The following is a 16,632-nucleotide window of genomic DNA, read 5'->3' as shown; positions in this document are numbered from 1 at the left end:
CTCTCGCGATCGTCCGCGATATTTCGAAATTCGTTTCAGGAGAGCGACTCGCCGCGCGATCTTGCGCGAGAATCGGACCGCGGCACGTAACTCTGGTTTGCCGCAAACGGCGAGGAGCTGGAGGAGCGTCTCGTCAGGGTGCGTCGGTGCTGAATGCTATCTTGAAGTCATCGCTCGCAAACGGGTAGACATGCACCATCCAGGCGAAGATCTGCTTGTGGAAGGTGCCGCCGGCCGCCTGGCAGTCGGCCTCGGTTGAAATCGTGCCGGTAAAGCCGAATCGCGGATCGGCCATGTAACCATAGCGTTCTTCGGCGCCGTGGTTGATGCCGTCCATTGCGCTGGCGGCGGTGCGCTTGGCGTGAATCTCACCAGCCATGACTTCCTGCTCGGTGATGCCCTGCGGCAGACAGATGTTCGTATGCGCATGCCATCGCACCAGGCCCAGCGGAATCAGCTTATCGAGTTGGCCGGGAGTGTCGCTCGCGGGAGCGTCGTACATCGCCCCCACGAGTTTCCATCCGCCGAAGGTTTTCTTCTCGTAGAGCAGCGAGCCCGGCCGGGCGAGATCGAAGTCGCCGGCGTATTCAGCCGCGGTCCGCGGCCGGTTTGCGAAGTGGTACACGTCCTGCGGAACGGTTGGCAAGAAGGGTTCGTAGCCGTCGGCTTCGGCGACCTTGTAATCTTCGTAGCGGGAGAGGTTGTCGCGCATGACGCGGATAATTTCCTGGCCGCGCGCGGTGTCCGCGGGAGTCGGAGCGCGCAGGTCGGTCATCGTCATGTGCGCACCCATCGTCATGTGCGCGCCCATGCCCGCCATCGCATTGGAGTTATTATCATTGCCGGAACCCATGTCCATTCCTTGCATGTCGTCGGCGCGAATCGAAGTGAATGACATGGCGACGACGGCGGAAACTGCGGCAACGATGAGAGCGCGTTTGATATTGCCCATGTTTCACCTCGCGTACCGGCAACTCGCAGGTTGACAACGGCAATTACGCTATCAGATCTCTTGTCTCCCACTACCAGACAATAACACAAGCCCCGTGGTACGGGCATCGTTCGAAACGCCCAGCACCGCCTGATCTTCCAAATACTATGCCCAGGGAACTGGAACGGCAGGTAGAGGCCAAGCGACACAAAGTGTCGCATCTCTGTTGGGGAATCGAGCTGCCGGGGGCGGGACTCGAACCCGCACGGGAGTTGCCTCCCAGAGGATTTTAAGTCCTCTGTGTCTGCCTTTTCACCACCCCGGCCCTGAGCCTCGCGCTTTATGGCGCGTGACTCGATCTCTTAAATCATAAATGCCCTGCTCGACGAAGGTTCCAGGCGGCCCTTCCCATGTCCCACAAAATGCATGTTGCCGCGCGTGCCGCGACGATATAGTCCGATCAGGCGGAAGCTCCAGCCGCATGGTCGAAAATCATCATGAAAACGTCGACGGTCATGTTGTTGCTCGCGATCGTCGCGGTCGCATGCTCGAGCAAGACGCCGCCGCGCGATGTCGCCCAGACTGAAGAGGAGCTGTCTGACGCCGGATTCAACACCGTCATATTGCAATCGCAGGATGACCTTTCGATCGCCGACACTCTGCCCAAGCGCGAAATGCATTACTACGACGCGGCAAATGGCCCTGTCTTCTGGTATTACGACCCCGACGGATGCGGATGCGTTTACGTCGGCAGCCTCGCCGACTATCAACGCTACCAGATGGCGCAACAGCACGAGAGCGACGTCGCTGCATACCTGGCCCAGTCCGACGATTCGCAGGTGACATCGCTGTACGCATTGAACCCGTTCATCTTTCCCGCGCCATTCGTCTATGCCGTTGGCACCAGCTTTAGCTACAACGCGTGGCTCTATTCTTGGCCGCCGCACGTGCCGCCGCCACATCCTTATGGTCCGATTATCATTGGCGGCGCACCGCACGGCGTCCCAATCGGCACGCCCATCGGACATCCCGCAATCGGATTCGGATTCGGAGGTCACGGCGGTTTCGGCGGACACGGCGGAGGGCATGGCCGCTAATATCGACTTGAAACGCACCGATGCCGGGCATCGTATATCGTAATGCGCGTTCGCGCGCGATGGTTTTGGAATATCTTGCAGCGAGCTAGACTTATTTTCTTACGATGACTCGAAAGCCGAATTGGCTGTGCCCTGTCGCCATCTCATGCGCGATTGCGCTGGCCGGATGCGGTGTCGCGCGCGCGCCTATCGATTCGACGCCGAAGCACGTCGCAACGCCGCAGCAGGGCCAGGTGTCCGTATCCGTGCAGGCACAGAAGCCGGTGGGTGACGTGACTCCGGTCTACGTCTCAGTGGCGAACGGCACCGACGATCCGCGCTCGCTCGTGCCGTCGCAGGTTTTTGCGCTCGATGAAAACGGTGAGCGCGTCGCCCCGATCCCGCCGCTCGAGGCCGCGCGCCAATCCGGAAACGCGCGCGAGCTGGAATCCGCTGTTGCGAGCTCCGCGCTAAGCGGCGCGGTGGCCGGCGGAGTGGGTGCCGCGCTCGGCGCCGCTGCGGGCTCGGCTTTCGGCGCGGTCGGCCAGGGATCGATCGTCGGCGCAGCCAGCGGCGCCGGATGGGGTATGTTCCGCGGTGCCGAGAATGGACAAACGAAGGCCGATCAGCAGGCTCTGATGCAGATCGAAGCGCTGTCGCTCAAGCCTGAGGAAGTCCGCAAAAACTTCACCGTCAGCGGCTATGTTTTCTTCCCCAAGGGCACCTACAGCCAGGTCGAGATGCTGATGATCAATCGCGAGACGGGAGACACCGAAAGCGTCCGCGAAGCCTGGCGATAACCGGATCGCATAACAATCCAAAGAAATTTAGTCGCTCTGTATTCAGAAAAAATGCGGGTCGTACAAACTTCCCTTCCCGGTGCGGGAAGGGAAAGAGGGTTAGGTCGTTTTTACTTCTGAGTGGAAGAAAATCCAGAAATCGACCTAACCCCTGGCCCCTTCCTGCATCGGGAAGGGGGATCAGAATCTCCGCGCCTTACTTAGCTTCGGAACGATTGGGAGCGGTTACATCATCGACGAGATGATTACTAACGAGCCCTGGCCTTTGCCTTTTTCGGCGGGGTCCGCGATTACCATCTTGCCGCCGACGAACTTCATGTCAGTCGGATCCATCAGGCCCGATGCGTATGGGCGTGCGAGGCCTTTTTCGAGCCGATACACCGCGCCGTCGCGCTCACCGTTGTTTTCGCTTATCAGCTTGCCGGTATCGACGATGAAGAACACGGTGTCATAGGTCCCGAAGCTCGCGGGCGAGTAGCCAAAGCCCGAAGGCCGGGTGAATCCTACCAGGTAAGGGTCGTCCTTGAGCTTGCCATCAGGGCCGGCGACTCCGATACGGCCAACCTTAGCGCCGCCTGCCATCTTGGGACGCATCCCGATCAGCATCATGTTGGGCGCCTTGGGGTCCGATGCGGGCGCGAAACCGATCGTCGTCAGCTCGAACGCGACCGGCTTGTCGTAGGTGCCAAACGGCGTGGCTTTGCCCGACGAATCGATCGCATAGATTGTCGCGTTGCCGGTCGTCGCAGCGTAGAGCTTGCCCGCAAACGGCGTCCCGCCCGCCCCGAATTCAAGGTCGCGGCATCCGCTCGCTCCGGCTGGCAGCTTCGCGAAACTGCTCACGTCACCTGATTTGCTGACCTTATCGACCTCGCATGGTCCTTTGATATCGGTGGCGTTGAGAACGTAGTAATCACCCGCCGACCCGAATCCCGCTGGGGCGATCGCGACGCCGGCCGGATTCTTGAGCTTGGTCTTGGGCGCGATCGGCGTAGCCTTGCCACCCATCGTCACTGTATAGAGGCCGCCAGCCTGGTCCGAGACGATCAGATTGCCATTGTCGACGGCGAGAAAGTACGGCGCGACCACGCTGCTTTTGAGCGGCTTTATTTCGAACGGGATTTCAACATCGAGTCCGGCTGCGAGTGCGGCCGCGCGCATGATACCTGGGCCGCTCGCGAAGATCGCGACCGCCGCAATAAGCGCTGCGAAGAGGAAGTGCCGGTTATTTCTTGTTTTCAAGTTCATCAAGCGCCTCATTTACGAAGTATTTCTGGTCCGGATCGCGATCGTCGAGCTCCGCCTTGCGCCGCGACACCCATTCCGCCACTGCGATCAGCGCCGTTTCCTCCACCGTCGGGATACCCAGCGCCTGCGCGACGAGGTCGAGATTCTCCGCCAATTCGTCGGGAACTTCGATTTCGATCCTTCTGCCTGCCATCGGTTCGCCCTTCCATATAGTCTTTGCTAATGGGGGTCGTCAAAATGATTTCGGACGCCCCCGATCATGCATCAAACCAGCGCGCCAAAATACGCCGGCAATCTGATCGACTATCTTGACCAGGGGCGCTTTGAGAGTGCCTTTGTTATTCGCGATCAGGAGCGTCACGTCGCGGTCGTCGATTCCGCCGGCCGCGAGCATCTGGTGCCGCGCGATCTCGTGATGGCGCGTTACCCCGAACGCCATATCGATCGCGCGGCGGCGGCGCAGGGAATCGAGGCGCTCAAGGCCGAGCGGGCCGAGCTCCACTCCGAACTCGACATGGAACTGCTGTGGGGCGTGATCAGCGAACAGGGCCGCAGCTTCACCGCGCAGGAGATGGCCGATCTGTTTTTCGGGCGGCATTCCAACGTGGGAACCTCGGTGATGCTCGAGACGCTGCTCAACGATCGCGTCTATTTCGTGCGCCGGCACATGGAGTTCACCCCGCGCTCGCCCGAGCAGGTCGAGCGCCTGCGCGTTCAGGCGAGCCGCGTCCGCGCGCGGGGCGACGATTATAAACGCACGCAGAAAATAATCCGCGACGTGCTGAGCGGTGCGGCAGCCGAACCCGCCGACGATGTGCCTGCGCTAATCGAAGAGCTCACCAAGTACCTCAAGAATCCGTTCACGCGATCCCGCGAGCTCACCCAGATGCTCACGACGGCGGTGCCGGAGGTCGATACCGCCGACGTGGCCTTCGCGGTGCTCGAACGGCTCGGCGCTCATCCTCGCGTGCCGCGTTTCGCACTCATCGCAGGATTGCGCACGGAATTCAGCGAAGCCGCGATGAACGAGGCGGCTGCGGCAATTCCCGGTCCGCGCGCCGTGATGGACGGCGGATATGCGATCACGCTCGACGACGCGGACACGGTCGAAGTCGATGATGCGTTGAGCTGCGAGGTGCAAAGCGACGGTTCGACGCGAGTGCGGGTTCATATCGCGCTCGTTGCCGACTTCGTGAAAAAAGGCGGCGCACTCGATAACGAGGCTGCCGCGCGTGCGACCACCGTTTACCTGCCCGAGACAACAGTGCGGATGCTCCCCGACGTCCTCGGCTGCGACACTGCCAGTCTGCTCGCGGGGCGGGAGCGGCCGGTGCTGACGACCGACGTGACGCTTTCGCCTGAAGGCGAACTGCTGAAATCGTCGATCTATCCGGCAACGATTCCGATCGTCGAGCGTGTCGACTACGACCGCGCCAATGCGATGCTCGCCAACGAGGGTGAGAACTCGAACGCGGCTGGCGCCGTGCGGCGCCTGTTCAGCATGGCGATGCAGATGCGGGAGATTCGGCGGCGCGCGGGAGCGATGCTCACGCAGCGGCGCGAGTCCAAGATTCGCGTTCGCAACGGGCGCGAGATCGAAATTCAGATCCTCGACTCCGGATCGCCCGCGCGCGTGCTGGTCGCGGAGTTCATGGTGCTTAGCAATTTCGTCGCGGCCCGCTATGCGGCAGAGAATCGCATCCCGATCATTTACCGCGTCCAGCCGCAAACCGGGCTCGACTATGCGATGCAGCGGCCGCGGCTATCGCTCTATCCCGAATATCACGCGGGAATCGGACTCGATTACTACGCCCAGCTCAGCTCGCCGATTCGGCGCTACGCCGACCTGGTGCTGCAGCGCCAAATCCTGGCCGCGCTGGCGGGCGAGCCGGCGCCATACAACGCCGACGAATTGCTGGCGGTGCTCGCAGGCGCCGAGAGCGCCGAGGATTCATTCCGCGAACTTGAGCGCCGCGCAAAACGCTACTGGACGCTGCGCTATCTCGAAGAAAACAGCATCGGAGTGCCGCTCAAGGCCTGGGCCACGCGCGATGGCGCCAGCGCCGAGCTAATTGACTACGCAGTCCGCGGCACACTGCACAACGCTCCATCGCTATCGAACCAGGCGGAGATCCTCGTGCAGGTAAGCCGCGTAGATCCGCTGCGCGGCTGGCTGGCATTTGACTATATAGGCGTGGGAGATCGAGAGGCGCGTCGCGCGCCGTAGCATCGAATTTGCATCGCGTCGTTCGCAGCTTCTGATGCTTTCAAAATCTAGTAGGGCGGGCATCCTAGCCGGCCACTGATTGCGCGGAGTCCTCTCGGCGCGACCTTTTTTCACAGCCATGGAAGGCGGCGCAGCGCGCCATCTTAACCGCGGGCAGGGACGCCCGCCCCACCGATTTTTCAGAACTACGGCGCTGCGTTGAACACAGCTTTGCCGGTCGCAGGGTCGAACGGCACGGAATAATGCTCATGCCATACGAGCCACTTGCCGCCCTCCTTCTTATCAATCTGCGTGTAGCGGCTGGTTTGCGAATGCTTACCGTTCTTGTCGGTCCAACTGTTCCGAATGACGTAATGCACGGCGGCCAGGTCGCCGCTTACGACCGAATCGTACGAGTCCATGGTGGCCTGAAAATCGGATGCGGACTTGAAGAAGTCCGTAGTAACCTTGATTAGCGCCGCCTTGTTGAACTGAAGTGGGATAGTGTCCTCGAAGAAGATCGCGTCCGGGTCATTGGAGTAGAAAGCCATGATTGCTGAGGCGTCGTGATGGTTGAAGCCGGCCATGATCTGTTGGTTGAGTGTCTTGACCGCCGCCTTGTCACCGTCGGTCTGGGCATGAGCGATCGGTGTAAATGCAATTCCACCAACGGCAAGTGCTACCAACATTAGGGCACCTGGTTTTGACATGTTCCCCCTCCAGCGTGTGAGCTAATGCCGTCAGTTAGTAAACTGCCCTTTCTACGTCAATTCAGCCTAAGCCCATCGCTCCTAAAGCTCGCTGACGAGGTTGAGGAAGACCGTTAGCGGGTGCGGCCTTGGGTGGCCGTTGATCGAGCGCGGTCGTCTTCGCGCTAGATTTCACAGCCATCGAAGGCGCGCAGCGCGCCATCTTAATGGCGGGCAGGGACGCCCACCCCACTGTATTTTTTTGGAGATGACTCTATCGTCTGATCCTATCGCTGCGATCGAATCCGTCATCCTGAGCGGCTGCCGCGAAGGCTCGGAGTAAGTCGCAGCCAATCACTTCAAATGACTGGCGATACCCTCAACATGGTTTAGGGCAAAAAAGGGGTTTTTGGGGGCCAAATCACCTCGGACCGCTTCGCGCTTCCGCCGCGCTTCCTTGCAGAAAAAACGGTGGCCGCGGCGGGGAGCGTCATCCGCACCCCGCGCGTGGCCACACTCCCCTTTGCCACATCCCCCTTCACCCCAGCCCCGCAGTTTACAGCGCCTTGAAGCTGTCCTGTTCCAGGCGCCAGCGATCGATCGATTCGATATTAAACCGCCAGTCACTGCCGACTTTGAACGCCGGAAGACGACCACGCTTGAGCTGCCGGTAGATCGTCGATGGATGCACTTTCAAATAATCAGACAGTTCTTTGACCGTCAGGACACGACTGCTTTCGTTCTTCACCATTACGCAAACCTCCTCATTCCCACCGTTTGCTCGCCGATTCAAGACTTGTTTGCGTACCTCGCAAGCGGCGTGCCGGAGAATGCGCTCGGAAAAATCACGCATCGTAGCGAAAGATGGCAAAAAAAGGATGGCCTCAGTCGATATGTTTTTGGCGGGGCGACGCAAAATTGACGATCAGGCCACGAAAACGACCTCTTGGCCGATTTCCGCAGCCGTGCGGCATCCTCGTCCTATCGCGGACGCTCTGTCCCAAGTCGGGACGAAAGCAGACTAACTAAACAAGCCGTCAGCGAACCTAGATCTTTCCGATAAGCTCCCGCTCGACCTCGCCAACCTGCTTCAGGATCCCGGCCTCGTCCTGCGCGCGCTGCAGCAGGATCAACCGATGCACGCCGAGATCGGCGAAGCGCTTGGCCGTATCACGATCAATGGGCACGCGCGGCGTCACGCTGATCTCAACGTCGGCGAAATTGCGGCCGGCCTTCGCGCATGCTTCCCTGACGCCATCGATACACTTCTTCGCGCCGTCAACGTCGAGCGCAAACCCATACCATCCCTTGGCGAGGCGCGCCGCGCGGCTGTAGGCGTCGGCGGTATGGCCCCCGAAGACGATCTCAGGATGAGGCTTCGAGGCCGGCCGCGGCATCGCATTGACGCCCTTGAAGTTCACCCACTTGCCGTGAAACTCGGGCTTCTCCATCGTCCACAACGCGATCATCGCGGCGAGGAACTCCTCGGTACGCGGGCCCTTGTGATCGAACGGCGCGCCGATCGCCTCGAACTCCGGCTTGAGATAGCCGATTCCGATACCGAAAATGAGCCGCCCACCGGACAGCGTGTCCGTCGAGGCGAGTTCCTTCGCGAGCACTACAGGATTGCGCTGCGGCAGGATGATAATCCCCGTGCCGAGCTTCACCTTCGTCGTATGCGCCGCGATAAAGGCGAGCGATACCGCAGGGTCGAGCATCGGATAATCGGGAGCGACGGGAGACGGCGCCACCTGCGGGTCGGGCAGGATCACGTGCTCACCCGTCCACAAGCTTTCGAAGCCTGCCGCTTCAGCCGCGCGCGCCACGGCCGCGGCAGTCTTGGGAAATGCGCAAGCGCCGTTATTGATTCCGAATAATCCGAATTTCATGCGACGGGATTTAGCACAAAGTCAGGCAGGCAGAGAACCACAAAGGCACGAAGGCAGAAAGTCAGTAAGGTAATAAACGAAGCGGCGCTGCGCCGCTTCGCTTAGTGTCTTCGTGCCTTGGTGGTAACTGCTTCTGCTTTTTTACTGAGCGCGATTGCGGCCGACGTACACTGCGGCTGAGGCGCCGAGGATCGACACGCGGAAGACTTTGTCGGCTTTGAAGATGCCGCGCTCTTCGAGCTCGCGCATCAGGCGCCATTCGGAGGTGAGCGCGACGACTCGGCCGTCCTTCCTGAGCACGCGGCTGAACTCAGCGAACCACTTTGGATAGAGGCGGCGATTCTCGCCGTGCGTGCCGTAGGTCTTGCCCCACGGCAGGTTGGTCACGATTTTCGACACGCTCGCGGGTTCGATTGGAAGGGCAGCCGCGTCCCATCGCTCGAGCTGGATCGGTTTGTAGCGCGGACCGACGTTGGCGCGCGCCGCTTCGAGCGCCGCGGGATCGCGATCGCTGCCGTAGAGCATCGCATAGCGTCCCAGATGCGCCCGCTCGATGAGAATCGTACCCGTGCCGCAGAACGGATCCAGCACTACGTCGGATTCCTCGGGCTCCGAGAGCCATGCGAGCGCGCCTGCGACCGACGGCCTGAGCGCCGCGATTCGATGCGCCGCCTTGTACTCGCGATGGCGCATGCGCTCGTCGGTGAGCCGCACTTCCAGCACTAATTCGCCCGCGTTCATTGTGGCCCAGAACTCGACGTCGGCTTCCTCGTCAAGGCGCCAGGTATGGTCCTCGCGCTCGGCGATTCCACGTTCGACGGCGTGCTGGAGATCGACGCGGCGAAACTGGTGATCGCCGACCAGGCGCGCCACGACGCGATAGCGCAATCGGCGGCCCGCGCGCGAGCCGGGCGTCATCGTAGCGCGATCGTGCAGGGCGGCTTCGACAAAGGGCGCATCGCGCGATACGCCTCGCACCTTGTCGAGCGTCGGCGGCTCGATACCAAGGCCCGCGCGATAGCCGGCAACCGTGAAGATGTCTTCGGTAGTTCGCAGCCGTGCGAGCGCATCGGCCGCGTTCCTTGCGGAGAAGATCGTGACCCCGGCGCGATCCGGAATCGAACGCCGAGCGACTTCGCGCGCGCCTGCGATCCGGGCGGCAATTTCGTTCGCCGCGATCACCTCGAATCCAGGCTGCGTATATGCCGAGTAGAGCCCCGGCACGAGCCGCAGCGGCGCGGGCGACTCGCGCTCAGGACGCGGCGCGCGCCGTGGACCTCGCGGCCGGCTGGTGTCCGTGGGCGCATTAGCGCGGCCGCGCGCGGGCGCACGCTTGCCGCCAGGCGTCTGCACCTACTTGTTCCGCGAGAGATATTCGCCGGTTTCGGTGTTGAGCGTGATGGTATCGCCTTCGTTGACGAAGTGCGGCACCTGCACGACCATCCCGGTTTCGACCGTGGCATTCTTGAGCGTGTTGGTGACAGCGGCGGTCTTGAGACCCGGGTCGGCCGCGATCACCTTGAGCGTGATCGTTTTGGGCGGAGTGACGTTGAGCGGCGTGGTCTCGTAGAACTCGACTTCGACTTCGAGGTTGGGCGTGAGGTAGCCGACGACGTCTTCGATCAGATCCTTGGGAATCGTGATCTGCTCGTAGTTCTCGGTGTTCATGAAGTGATAGTCGTCGCCATCCTGGTAGAGGAACTGCATCGTATGCTGGTTCAGGATGACGCGCTCGACGCGGTCTTCAGAGCGGAAGCGATTTTCTGTCTGCGAGCCGCTCTTGATGTTGCGCAGTTTGGTCTGCACCATCCCGCGCCAGTTGCCGGGTGTGATGTGAGTGACGCTCATCACGCGCCATAGATCCTTGTTGTACTCGAGCACCATACCGGCGCGGAGTTGCGTCGCTTGAATCTGCATTGTCGAAATACTCTCGTGAAGGTTAAGTAGCCAATTTTACCACAGCCGATGGACGCAGCAAGGCTGCTCCGCGAATGATCAGGGTAGTCGCAGGACTGCGCCTGCCCCCCCGTCCTGATGCGGGAAGGGGCTGGGGGTTAGGTCGTTTGTCTGAGATCTTTTCAGAAAAAGAGACGACCTAACCCTCTTTCCCTTCCTGCACTGGAAGGGAAGTTCGATCGCCCGCGTTCTCTGCCCCGGGCGATTGTTGTGTAAATCCACGCCGCCGCTGATTTGTCGTCGCGCGCAGTTTAGGGGGCGGCACCGTAAGGATATGGACTCGACGGGCGGGCGTTGCTGAAGGTCGAGATACCGGCGCCCGGGGCGAGAGGCTGCTCGACGAAGTCGCTGCCGGGTCCGTAGGCGCGAATCGCGATATTCTTGCGGCCGAGTCGTGAGAAGGTCACGTCGAAGTTGCTGAAGCCGCCGGGGATCAGCGGGATTTGCTTGATCATGCGGCCGCCGGCGTAGATTCCGGCGCGCGTCACGTTGCCAACGATCTGGCCGCTCACTTCGTACTCATTGGTCGCGGTCGGCGAGCGCCGGATCATCGCGATATTGATTTGCACGTTGCCAAGCTCAGTCAGGCGGCGGGTGGGCTCGGGTGAAAGCTCGGGACCGCCCGACGGTGAAATCTCGGCCGTGCTGCTGTCCGAGCCTCCGATCGTCGGCGCCTCTCCCGCTTCGGGTGCGACTCCCGCTTCGGACGCACCGCCCGCTTCGCTCGCTGGCGGTGCTAATGACGGGGCGCTCGAATCGCCCGTGATACTGGCGCTCGCCTGGCGGCCCTCGATATCCGTCGCACTGATGTACTGGTCGGGCTCGGGATCATTGATCTTGAAGGTAAAGTTGAGGCGCTGCTCACCGTGCACGCTCGCGACCTCGATATCCTTGAGCTTGCGGCCACCCTGATAGATCCCGGCGTCCTTGAGATCGGTGCCCTGGATAAAGCCATGCACGGTCAGCGAATCGTCTTCGGGATTTGAAGTGCGCTTGTCGATCACGATTTGCGGTGCGCTGGCGTGACTCGATACCGGCGCCGAGCCGACCGGCGGCGGTGATTCGGCAGGAGGTTCAGATGCAGCCGGAATCGAAGGCGGCGCACCCTGCTCGGGCGGCACCTCTTTCTGTACCAACGCGATCTGGGTCTTCAGCGAACCCCATTCGGCGAGAATTGTGGGCGATATGCCATTGGTGAGCGGCTCAATCGTGCCCTGGTCGCGAACGATCGCGGCCATCGCATGCCGCGCTCCCGAGGTATCGCCGGATTTCACTGCCGAAGCGAGCGCCTGCGCATTGCTCGCGAGTTCAGCGGTAGGCGCAAGCAGCGGCCCGCCGCTGTACTTGCCGGCCTCCGCATTGTTGAGCGAATTGAGCATCACAAACGCAGCATCGGCAAGCTGCCCCGCGCGATCCGCGAGGGTGTCGGCGTGCGCTGGTGCGGGCGCGATTGAGAACGCCACCACGATCGCGAGTGCAAGAAAGATTCGTGCGTGCACGAAGTGAAACCGCATCGTCCAGTATTCTATGCCAATGCGGGACTGAGATCGGCCATCGCCGGGTTGGTTGTTTGGATCAGTTCGAGCTTTCTTGTTCGCGTCCAACCCTTAAGCGTTTTCTCGCGATAGATCGCGCTTAAGGAAAGCGCTTCGCGCGCTTACCGGTGCCGGCCCCTTCGGGGCCTCCGAGATCCTTCGCGGTCACCGCTCTGGATGACGGACTCGATCGCGGCCAACGATTTAAATGGGCGACGGAAAGGCTCGGAGCCTCCGCATCGCTAGCGATGGAACAGATGCGTGATCGCTACCAGAACCACGGCGCCTACCGTGGACATCGCGAGGTAGCCGAGGCCGCCTACTGCGGCGATTCCGAGCGTTGCGAAGATCCAGCGGCCGATCACTGCGCCGATCAGGCCAAGCAGGATGTCGACGAACATTCCGTAGCCGCTGCCGCGCATCAGGATGCCGGCGAGCCATCCTGCGACGAGACCGATCACTATTGTTGCGATCATCGATTCTCCGGCTGCTGTCTCAGGCGGGTTGTTTGGCGCGATTGGTTTCGCATGCGGCGACCGCATCGCGCCACGTTTTCAGGGAGGGCTCCTCGGCGAGCGGCGGGTTCTTGTCGAAGTAATCGACGAATGCCGCCATCAGCCCGTCCCATTCGGCGAGGTTTCCGGGCGGCTGCTCTTTCCATCCGAGTTCCTCGAGTGTCCACGCGCCCTTGGCGCTGTTGCGAATCTGCGAGGTCGTGATCCAGTTCGATTCCGCATCGACGCCCCCGCGCGCGACCGGCACGCGATGGTCAATCGTCGGCATCAGCTCCCAGTAGGCGATATGGCATTCGGAGAGTTTCCAATGCGGATCGAAGGGGAACAAATCGGGCATGAAATGTGACAGCAGCCGCAGGACTCCCGGGAACATCAGGCGCTGGCGATTGGGCGAGTAGCGATCGATAAAGCCGTCGCGCATGAAGACCGAGAGCAGCTCGACCTCGCTGTATACACGCGTCGCGGGCGTCACGAGCTGGAACTCGTACTTGTCCTTGATCGTGAAGCGCGCCTTTCTGAGATCGCTCGCGCATAGCGCAGTGAATACTTCGCTGATTATGGTGCTGTTGTCGTGGACGTTTTCCATCGCGGTTAACTCGCGCCGGTCGGCCCGCGATCAACAGCCGGGAGCGTGATGAATCCCGCTGCGCTTGAAGGCGAGCGTCTGCAGTTCCTCGGCCAGTTCGATCGTGCGCGCCCGCGCGCCTTGCGCGAGCGCCTGCGCCTCGTCGCCGGTCGCCAGCCGCTCCAGGAAGCGCACACCGAGCTCATGATGGAAGCGCTCGTCGGGCTGGATCACGTCGCGGTAGAGGCGCGCCGTCTGGTGGTCTCCGGTCATATCGCATAGTTCGATGAACTGCGCGTTACGCGCGAGTGCGATCGCCTCGCGCGTGAACTGACCCGCCGCGACGCGCTCAACGTCGGACTTGAGCCCCGCGAGAAACTGGAACATCGGGCTGTAGCCCGGCGCGAGCGGATCGTAGCCCGCCAGATCGTCGCCGAGCGCATGGAGGCGCTCTTCGATAAGCCGATAGTGCCGCGCCTCGTCACCCGCCTGCCGCGCGAGCGCGAGCTTCAGCTCGGCGCCAGCAGCGTGCGGCATCCAGAGCGCGGCGATCTCGCTCGCTTCGATCTCGTTCTTGAGCGCGATACGCAGCAGCCGCTGCGGATTCAGGTCGCCGCCGCTTTCGGCCTTGAGGGCCTGGGCAGGCGCGAGTCGGCGCAGGATTTCGTCATTTTCGGAGACCAATTGCCGGACGAAAGCTTCAGCGTCCATGCAGCGCCTCCTGCTCGCCTATTTCTTCTGTTCCATCGGGGCGCCGCAGCACTTGAGTGCGCCGGTGCCGCCCTTGGTGACAATTACCTGCGAGCCGCATTTGCCGCAGATATAAACTTTTCCAAGCTGATTAGGCATCGTGAACCGGAACTCCTTCAGGAATGTAGTAATCATCGATCACGCGCCGCGAAAGAGCGGCTTGCGTTTTTCCAGGAACGCCCGCACGCCCTCGGCGCGGTCGGCTGTCGTTTGTAGCAGGGCATAGAGATCTTCCTCAAGCCTGATGCCCTGGTCGAGCGTCATGTCGTAGCCCTTGAGGACGGCATCCTTGACCAGCCGCGCCGCGACGGGCGCACGACTTATTATAGCCTGAGCGACCTGCGCTGAGATCTGAGCGAGCTGCACATGGCCGTTGGCGAGGTAACTGACGAGGCCGATTCGCGCCGCCTCGTTTCCGTCGATCGAGGCCGACGTGAGCATCATGCGGAGCGCATTCGCAGCACCCGCGAGCCTTGGCAGTCGCTGCGTGCCACCGAAGCGCGGCAGCTCGCCTCGATTCAGCTGCGTCATCGCCAGGCGCGCAGCGCCAAGCGCGATGCGGATATCAGCCGCCATCGCGAGCTCGAGGCCCTCGTCAATCGCAAAGCCGTTGATAATCGCGACGGTAGGTTTCGAGATAACCGCGAGCGATTCGACCAGGCGCGCATCGCAATTGCGCTCGAAGCCGCGGCAGAAATTCGCGCCGCTGCCCGTGATCGCGAGCATCCGGATGTCGTCATCGTCCTCGACCTGCTCGAAGACCTCGAGCAGCGAAGCAGCCATCGTCTCGTCGAGGATTGCGCGCGCGTCGCCGAAGTTGAGCGTCGCCGTTACGCATCCGTTGGCGAGTGCGACCTCGACCGCACCGGCCACGGTGGTTGGGCGAGTTTTCCGCTTTGCGGCGGCTTTAGCTCGGCGCGGCGTCAGATCTCTCCGGAAGCGGCGCGCAGATCTTTGCGCAGGATCTTGCCGAGCGGATTCTTCGGCAGCTCGTCGATAAACTCGATCGTTTCGGGCCGCTTGAAGCTCGAAAGACGGCTGCGGCAATACTCGCTGAGATCTTCCTCGGTAACTTTCGCGCCTTTGCGAGGAACGACGAAGGCCTTGACCGTCTGACCCCATTCCACCGACGGGATACCGATGACCGCGCACTCATCGACACCCGGATGGCTCATCAGCACCGACTCGATTTCGGCGGGCGCGATATTCTCGCCGCCACGGATGATCATGTCGTCCTTGCGGCCGGCGAAGAACACGTAGCCGTCGTCGTCGATCCAGCCGCGATCGCCGGTCGCGCGCCATCCGTCGGCGAGCTTGGCGTCATCCTCGCGCCCAGCGTAGCCCTTCATGATGCGCGGCGTACGAATCACGATTTCGCCGATCTTGCCGATATCGAGGAACGCGCCGTCATCGTCGCGCACGCGAATCTCGACGTCGGGGAGCGGCTTGCCGATCGAATTGAGGCGCTTCAGCTTCAGCTCGACTTCCTCGGGCGTGCCCTGAATCCGATGGTCGTCGGGGCCGAGCACCGTCAGCGAGGAGGTCGTCTCAGTCTGGCCATATGCGTTCACGAACCCGACAGTCTTGGGAAAGACCTCGATCGCGCGACGGATTACCTGCACCGGCATCGGCGCGCCGCCGTAGGCGACGTTGGTCAGGCTCGTGAGATCGGTCTTGGCGAAGGCGGGATCGTCGATAAGCTGTTTCATCATCGTCGGGACGACGAAGGCATGCGTGACGTGCTCCTTCTGAACGAGATCGAGCCACGTCTTCGCATCGAACTGCGGCATAATAACGAGGCGCCTGCCGGTCCAGACATTCGACATGTACGCCGTGGTCCCGGCGATATGGTAAAAAGGCACGCACACGAGCGCCGTGCCGCGATCGGTGCCGTCGGCCATATCGACATTCGCCGTCACGTAGGCGGTGAAGTCGTGGAACGAGAGCATCACGCCCTTGGGCAGCGACGTGGTACCGCTCGTGTACATCAGGATCGAGGTGTCCTCGTCATCGACTTCTGCTTCGCCCTCGTCGGGATCCGACTTCGCAATGATCTCGCCGATTCGCGGCATGCCGTTCCGGCCGTCGCCCATCGCCACGATCTGCTCGACCTTGAGCTTGGGCTGGAGCTTCGCAACGAGATCGAGATAGCGATCGCCGACCAGCAGGACCTTGGCGGCCGCGGTATTGATCATGTACTCGAGCTCGGCTTCCTTGGCCCGGTAGTTTAGCGGCAGGAACGTTAGTCCCGCCTTGGCCGCGCCGTAGTAGCACGAGATATAGAGGTCCGAGTTGGTGTCCAGCACGGCAACCACGTCGCGCTGGCCGAGTCCGAACTGCTTGAAAGCGGTGGAAAGACGCCCCACTCGCTCGGCAAGCTCTGCAAAGTTAAGCCGCTTTTCGCCGAAAACCAGGATTTCCTGGTCGGGTACGATAGCGGACGGAATCGTTACGAAGTTAACCGTGTTCACT

The 16,632-nt window shown here is 61.6% G+C and carries 18 protein-coding genes and 1 tRNA gene; 3 read left to right on the top strand and 16 right to left on the bottom strand.

Annotated elements, in window-relative coordinates; all coding sequences use genetic code 11:
* Positions 1-133: 133 nt before the first annotated feature.
* Together VMA09_10535 and VMA09_10530 are read right to left on the bottom strand one after the other, a co-directional pair.
* Positions 134-952: a hypothetical protein gene (locus VMA09_10535; GenBank protein ID HUA34031.1), complete on the bottom strand. Its 819-nt coding sequence runs from the start codon at positions 950-952 to the stop codon at positions 134-136.
* Positions 953-1,171: 219 nt separating this feature from the next.
* Positions 1,172-1,256 (bottom strand) — tRNA-Leu (locus VMA09_10530).
* A 172-nt stretch (positions 1,257-1,428) separates the two neighbouring features.
* Here VMA09_10530 and VMA09_10525 point away from each other — a divergent pair.
* A complete protein-coding gene (locus VMA09_10525) occupies positions 1,429-2,028 on the top strand; it encodes a hypothetical protein (GenBank protein HUA34030.1) in 600 nt (199 codons plus the stop codon).
* A gap of 104 nt (positions 2,029-2,132) precedes the next feature.
* Positions 2,133-2,807: a hypothetical protein gene (locus VMA09_10520; protein ID HUA34029.1), complete on the top strand. Its 675-nt coding sequence runs from the start codon at positions 2,133-2,135 to the stop codon at positions 2,805-2,807.
* Positions 2,808-3,032: 225 nt separating this feature from the next.
* On the opposite strand, the gene VMA09_10515 is transcribed toward VMA09_10520, so the two are convergent.
* Positions 3,033-4,055, bottom strand: a complete 1,023-nt coding sequence (locus tag VMA09_10515; protein HUA34028.1) for a hypothetical protein — start codon at positions 4,053-4,055, stop codon at positions 3,033-3,035.
* Positions 4,033-4,248, bottom strand: coding sequence for a hypothetical protein (locus tag VMA09_10510; GenBank protein ID HUA34027.1), 216 nt, complete (start codon positions 4,246-4,248; stop codon positions 4,033-4,035). Before VMA09_10510 ends, VMA09_10515 begins: the two co-directional genes overlap by 23 nt.
* A gap of 66 nt (positions 4,249-4,314) precedes the next feature.
* Between VMA09_10510 and VMA09_10505 the strand changes: the two genes are divergently transcribed.
* Complete coding sequence (locus VMA09_10505; protein ID HUA34026.1) at positions 4,315-6,282, top strand: RNB domain-containing ribonuclease; 1,968 nt, start codon at positions 4,315-4,317, stop codon at positions 6,280-6,282.
* 185 nt (positions 6,283-6,467) lie between these two features.
* Here the strand turns inward: VMA09_10505 and VMA09_10500 are convergent, their stop codons facing one another.
* The 12 genes from VMA09_10500 to VMA09_10445 form a co-directional block, all read right to left on the bottom strand.
* A complete protein-coding gene (locus VMA09_10500) occupies positions 6,468-6,950 on the bottom strand; it encodes a nuclear transport factor 2 family protein (GenBank protein HUA34025.1) in 483 nt (160 codons plus the stop codon).
* Between the two features lie 556 nt (positions 6,951-7,506).
* Positions 7,507-7,701 (bottom strand): helix-turn-helix domain-containing protein, encoded by a 195-nt coding sequence (locus VMA09_10495; protein ID HUA34024.1) that lies wholly within the window; start codon positions 7,699-7,701, stop codon positions 7,507-7,509.
* 295 nt (positions 7,702-7,996) lie between these two features.
* Positions 7,997-8,839, bottom strand: coding sequence for an LLM class F420-dependent oxidoreductase (locus tag VMA09_10490; GenBank protein HUA34023.1), 843 nt, complete (start codon positions 8,837-8,839; stop codon positions 7,997-7,999).
* Positions 8,840-8,980: 141 nt separating this feature from the next.
* The gene (locus VMA09_10485) at positions 8,981-10,192 is read right to left on the bottom strand and encodes a methyltransferase domain-containing protein (protein HUA34022.1); all 1,212 of its coding nucleotides are present in this window, start codon (positions 10,190-10,192) and stop codon (positions 8,981-8,983) included.
* Positions 10,193-10,756, bottom strand: a complete 564-nt coding sequence (efp, locus tag VMA09_10480; protein ID HUA34021.1) for an elongation factor P — start codon at positions 10,754-10,756, stop codon at positions 10,193-10,195. It abuts the gene before it with no gap.
* Between the two features lie 290 nt (positions 10,757-11,046).
* On the bottom strand, positions 11,047-12,309 hold the full coding sequence (locus VMA09_10475; GenBank protein HUA34020.1) for a hypothetical protein: 1,263 nt from the start codon (positions 12,307-12,309) through the stop codon (positions 11,047-11,049).
* Between the two features lie 263 nt (positions 12,310-12,572).
* Positions 12,573-12,806, bottom strand: a complete 234-nt coding sequence (locus tag VMA09_10470; protein ID HUA34019.1) for a GlsB/YeaQ/YmgE family stress response membrane protein — start codon at positions 12,804-12,806, stop codon at positions 12,573-12,575.
* A 19-nt stretch (positions 12,807-12,825) separates the two neighbouring features.
* Positions 12,826-13,431, bottom strand: coding sequence for an HNH endonuclease signature motif containing protein (locus VMA09_10465; protein ID HUA34018.1), 606 nt, complete (start codon positions 13,429-13,431; stop codon positions 12,826-12,828).
* Positions 13,432-13,461: 30 nt separating this feature from the next.
* Positions 13,462-14,121 (bottom strand): ferritin-like domain-containing protein, encoded by a 660-nt coding sequence (locus VMA09_10460; GenBank protein ID HUA34017.1) that lies wholly within the window; start codon positions 14,119-14,121, stop codon positions 13,462-13,464.
* Positions 14,122-14,139: 18 nt separating this feature from the next.
* Positions 14,140-14,295 carry a hypothetical protein gene (locus VMA09_10455; protein ID HUA34016.1) on the bottom strand — a complete coding sequence of 52 codons (156 nt, stop codon included), beginning with the start codon at positions 14,293-14,295 and terminating at the stop codon, positions 14,140-14,142.
* A 3-nt stretch (positions 14,296-14,298) separates the two neighbouring features.
* On the bottom strand, positions 14,299-15,033 hold the full coding sequence (locus VMA09_10450; GenBank protein HUA34015.1) for an enoyl-CoA hydratase-related protein: 735 nt from the start codon (positions 15,031-15,033) through the stop codon (positions 14,299-14,301).
* A gap of 50 nt (positions 15,034-15,083) precedes the next feature.
* Positions 15,084-16,631, bottom strand: coding sequence for an AMP-binding protein (locus VMA09_10445; protein ID HUA34014.1), 1,548 nt, complete (start codon positions 16,629-16,631; stop codon positions 15,084-15,086).
* Between the last annotated feature and the right edge of the window lies 1 nt (position 16,632).

It is taken from the genome of Candidatus Binataceae bacterium (genome assembly GCA_035508495.1).
Classification (GTDB): Bacteria; Desulfobacterota; Binatia; order Binatales; family Binataceae; genus JASHPB01.
Note: the sequence above shows the minus strand (reverse complement) of the source record. Positions and strands in the feature narration are given on the sequence as shown.

Excerpts from the sequence above, each read along its gene's own strand:
- VMA09_10535 (HUA34031.1), bottom strand. The coding sequence starts at position 952 with ATGGGCAATATCAAACGCGCTCTCATCGTTGCCGCAGTTTCCGCCGTC.
- VMA09_10525 (HUA34030.1), top strand. The coding sequence starts at position 1,429 with ATGAAAACGTCGACGGTCATGTTGTTGCTCGCGATCGTCGCGGTCGCA.
- VMA09_10520 (HUA34029.1), top strand. The coding sequence starts at position 2,133 with ATGACTCGAAAGCCGAATTGGCTGTGCCCTGTCGCCATCTCATGCGCG.
- VMA09_10515 (HUA34028.1), bottom strand. The coding sequence starts at position 4,055 with ATGAACTTGAAAACAAGAAATAACCGGCACTTCCTCTTCGCAGCGCTT.
- VMA09_10510 (HUA34027.1), bottom strand. The coding sequence starts at position 4,248 with ATGGCAGGCAGAAGGATCGAAATCGAAGTTCCCGACGAATTGGCGGAG.
- VMA09_10505 (HUA34026.1), top strand. The coding sequence starts at position 4,315 with ATGCATCAAACCAGCGCGCCAAAATACGCCGGCAATCTGATCGACTAT.
- VMA09_10500 (HUA34025.1), bottom strand. The coding sequence starts at position 6,950 with ATGTTGGTAGCACTTGCCGTTGGTGGAATTGCATTTACACCGATCGCT.
- VMA09_10495 (HUA34024.1), bottom strand. The coding sequence starts at position 7,701 with ATGGTGAAGAACGAAAGCAGTCGTGTCCTGACGGTCAAAGAACTGTCT.
- VMA09_10490 (HUA34023.1), bottom strand. The coding sequence starts at position 8,839 with ATGAAATTCGGATTATTCGGAATCAATAACGGCGCTTGCGCATTTCCC.
- efp (HUA34021.1), bottom strand. The coding sequence starts at position 10,756 with ATGCAGATTCAAGCGACGCAACTCCGCGCCGGTATGGTGCTCGAGTAC.
- VMA09_10475 (HUA34020.1), bottom strand. The coding sequence starts at position 12,309 with ATGCGGTTTCACTTCGTGCACGCACGAATCTTTCTTGCACTCGCGATC.
- VMA09_10470 (HUA34019.1), bottom strand. The coding sequence starts at position 12,806 with ATGATCGCAACAATAGTGATCGGTCTCGTCGCAGGATGGCTCGCCGGC.
- VMA09_10465 (HUA34018.1), bottom strand. The coding sequence starts at position 13,431 with ATGGAAAACGTCCACGACAACAGCACCATAATCAGCGAAGTATTCACT.
- VMA09_10460 (HUA34017.1), bottom strand. The coding sequence starts at position 14,121 with ATGGACGCTGAAGCTTTCGTCCGGCAATTGGTCTCCGAAAATGACGAA.
- VMA09_10455 (HUA34016.1), bottom strand. The coding sequence starts at position 14,295 with ATGATTACTACATTCCTGAAGGAGTTCCGGTTCACGATGCCTAATCAG.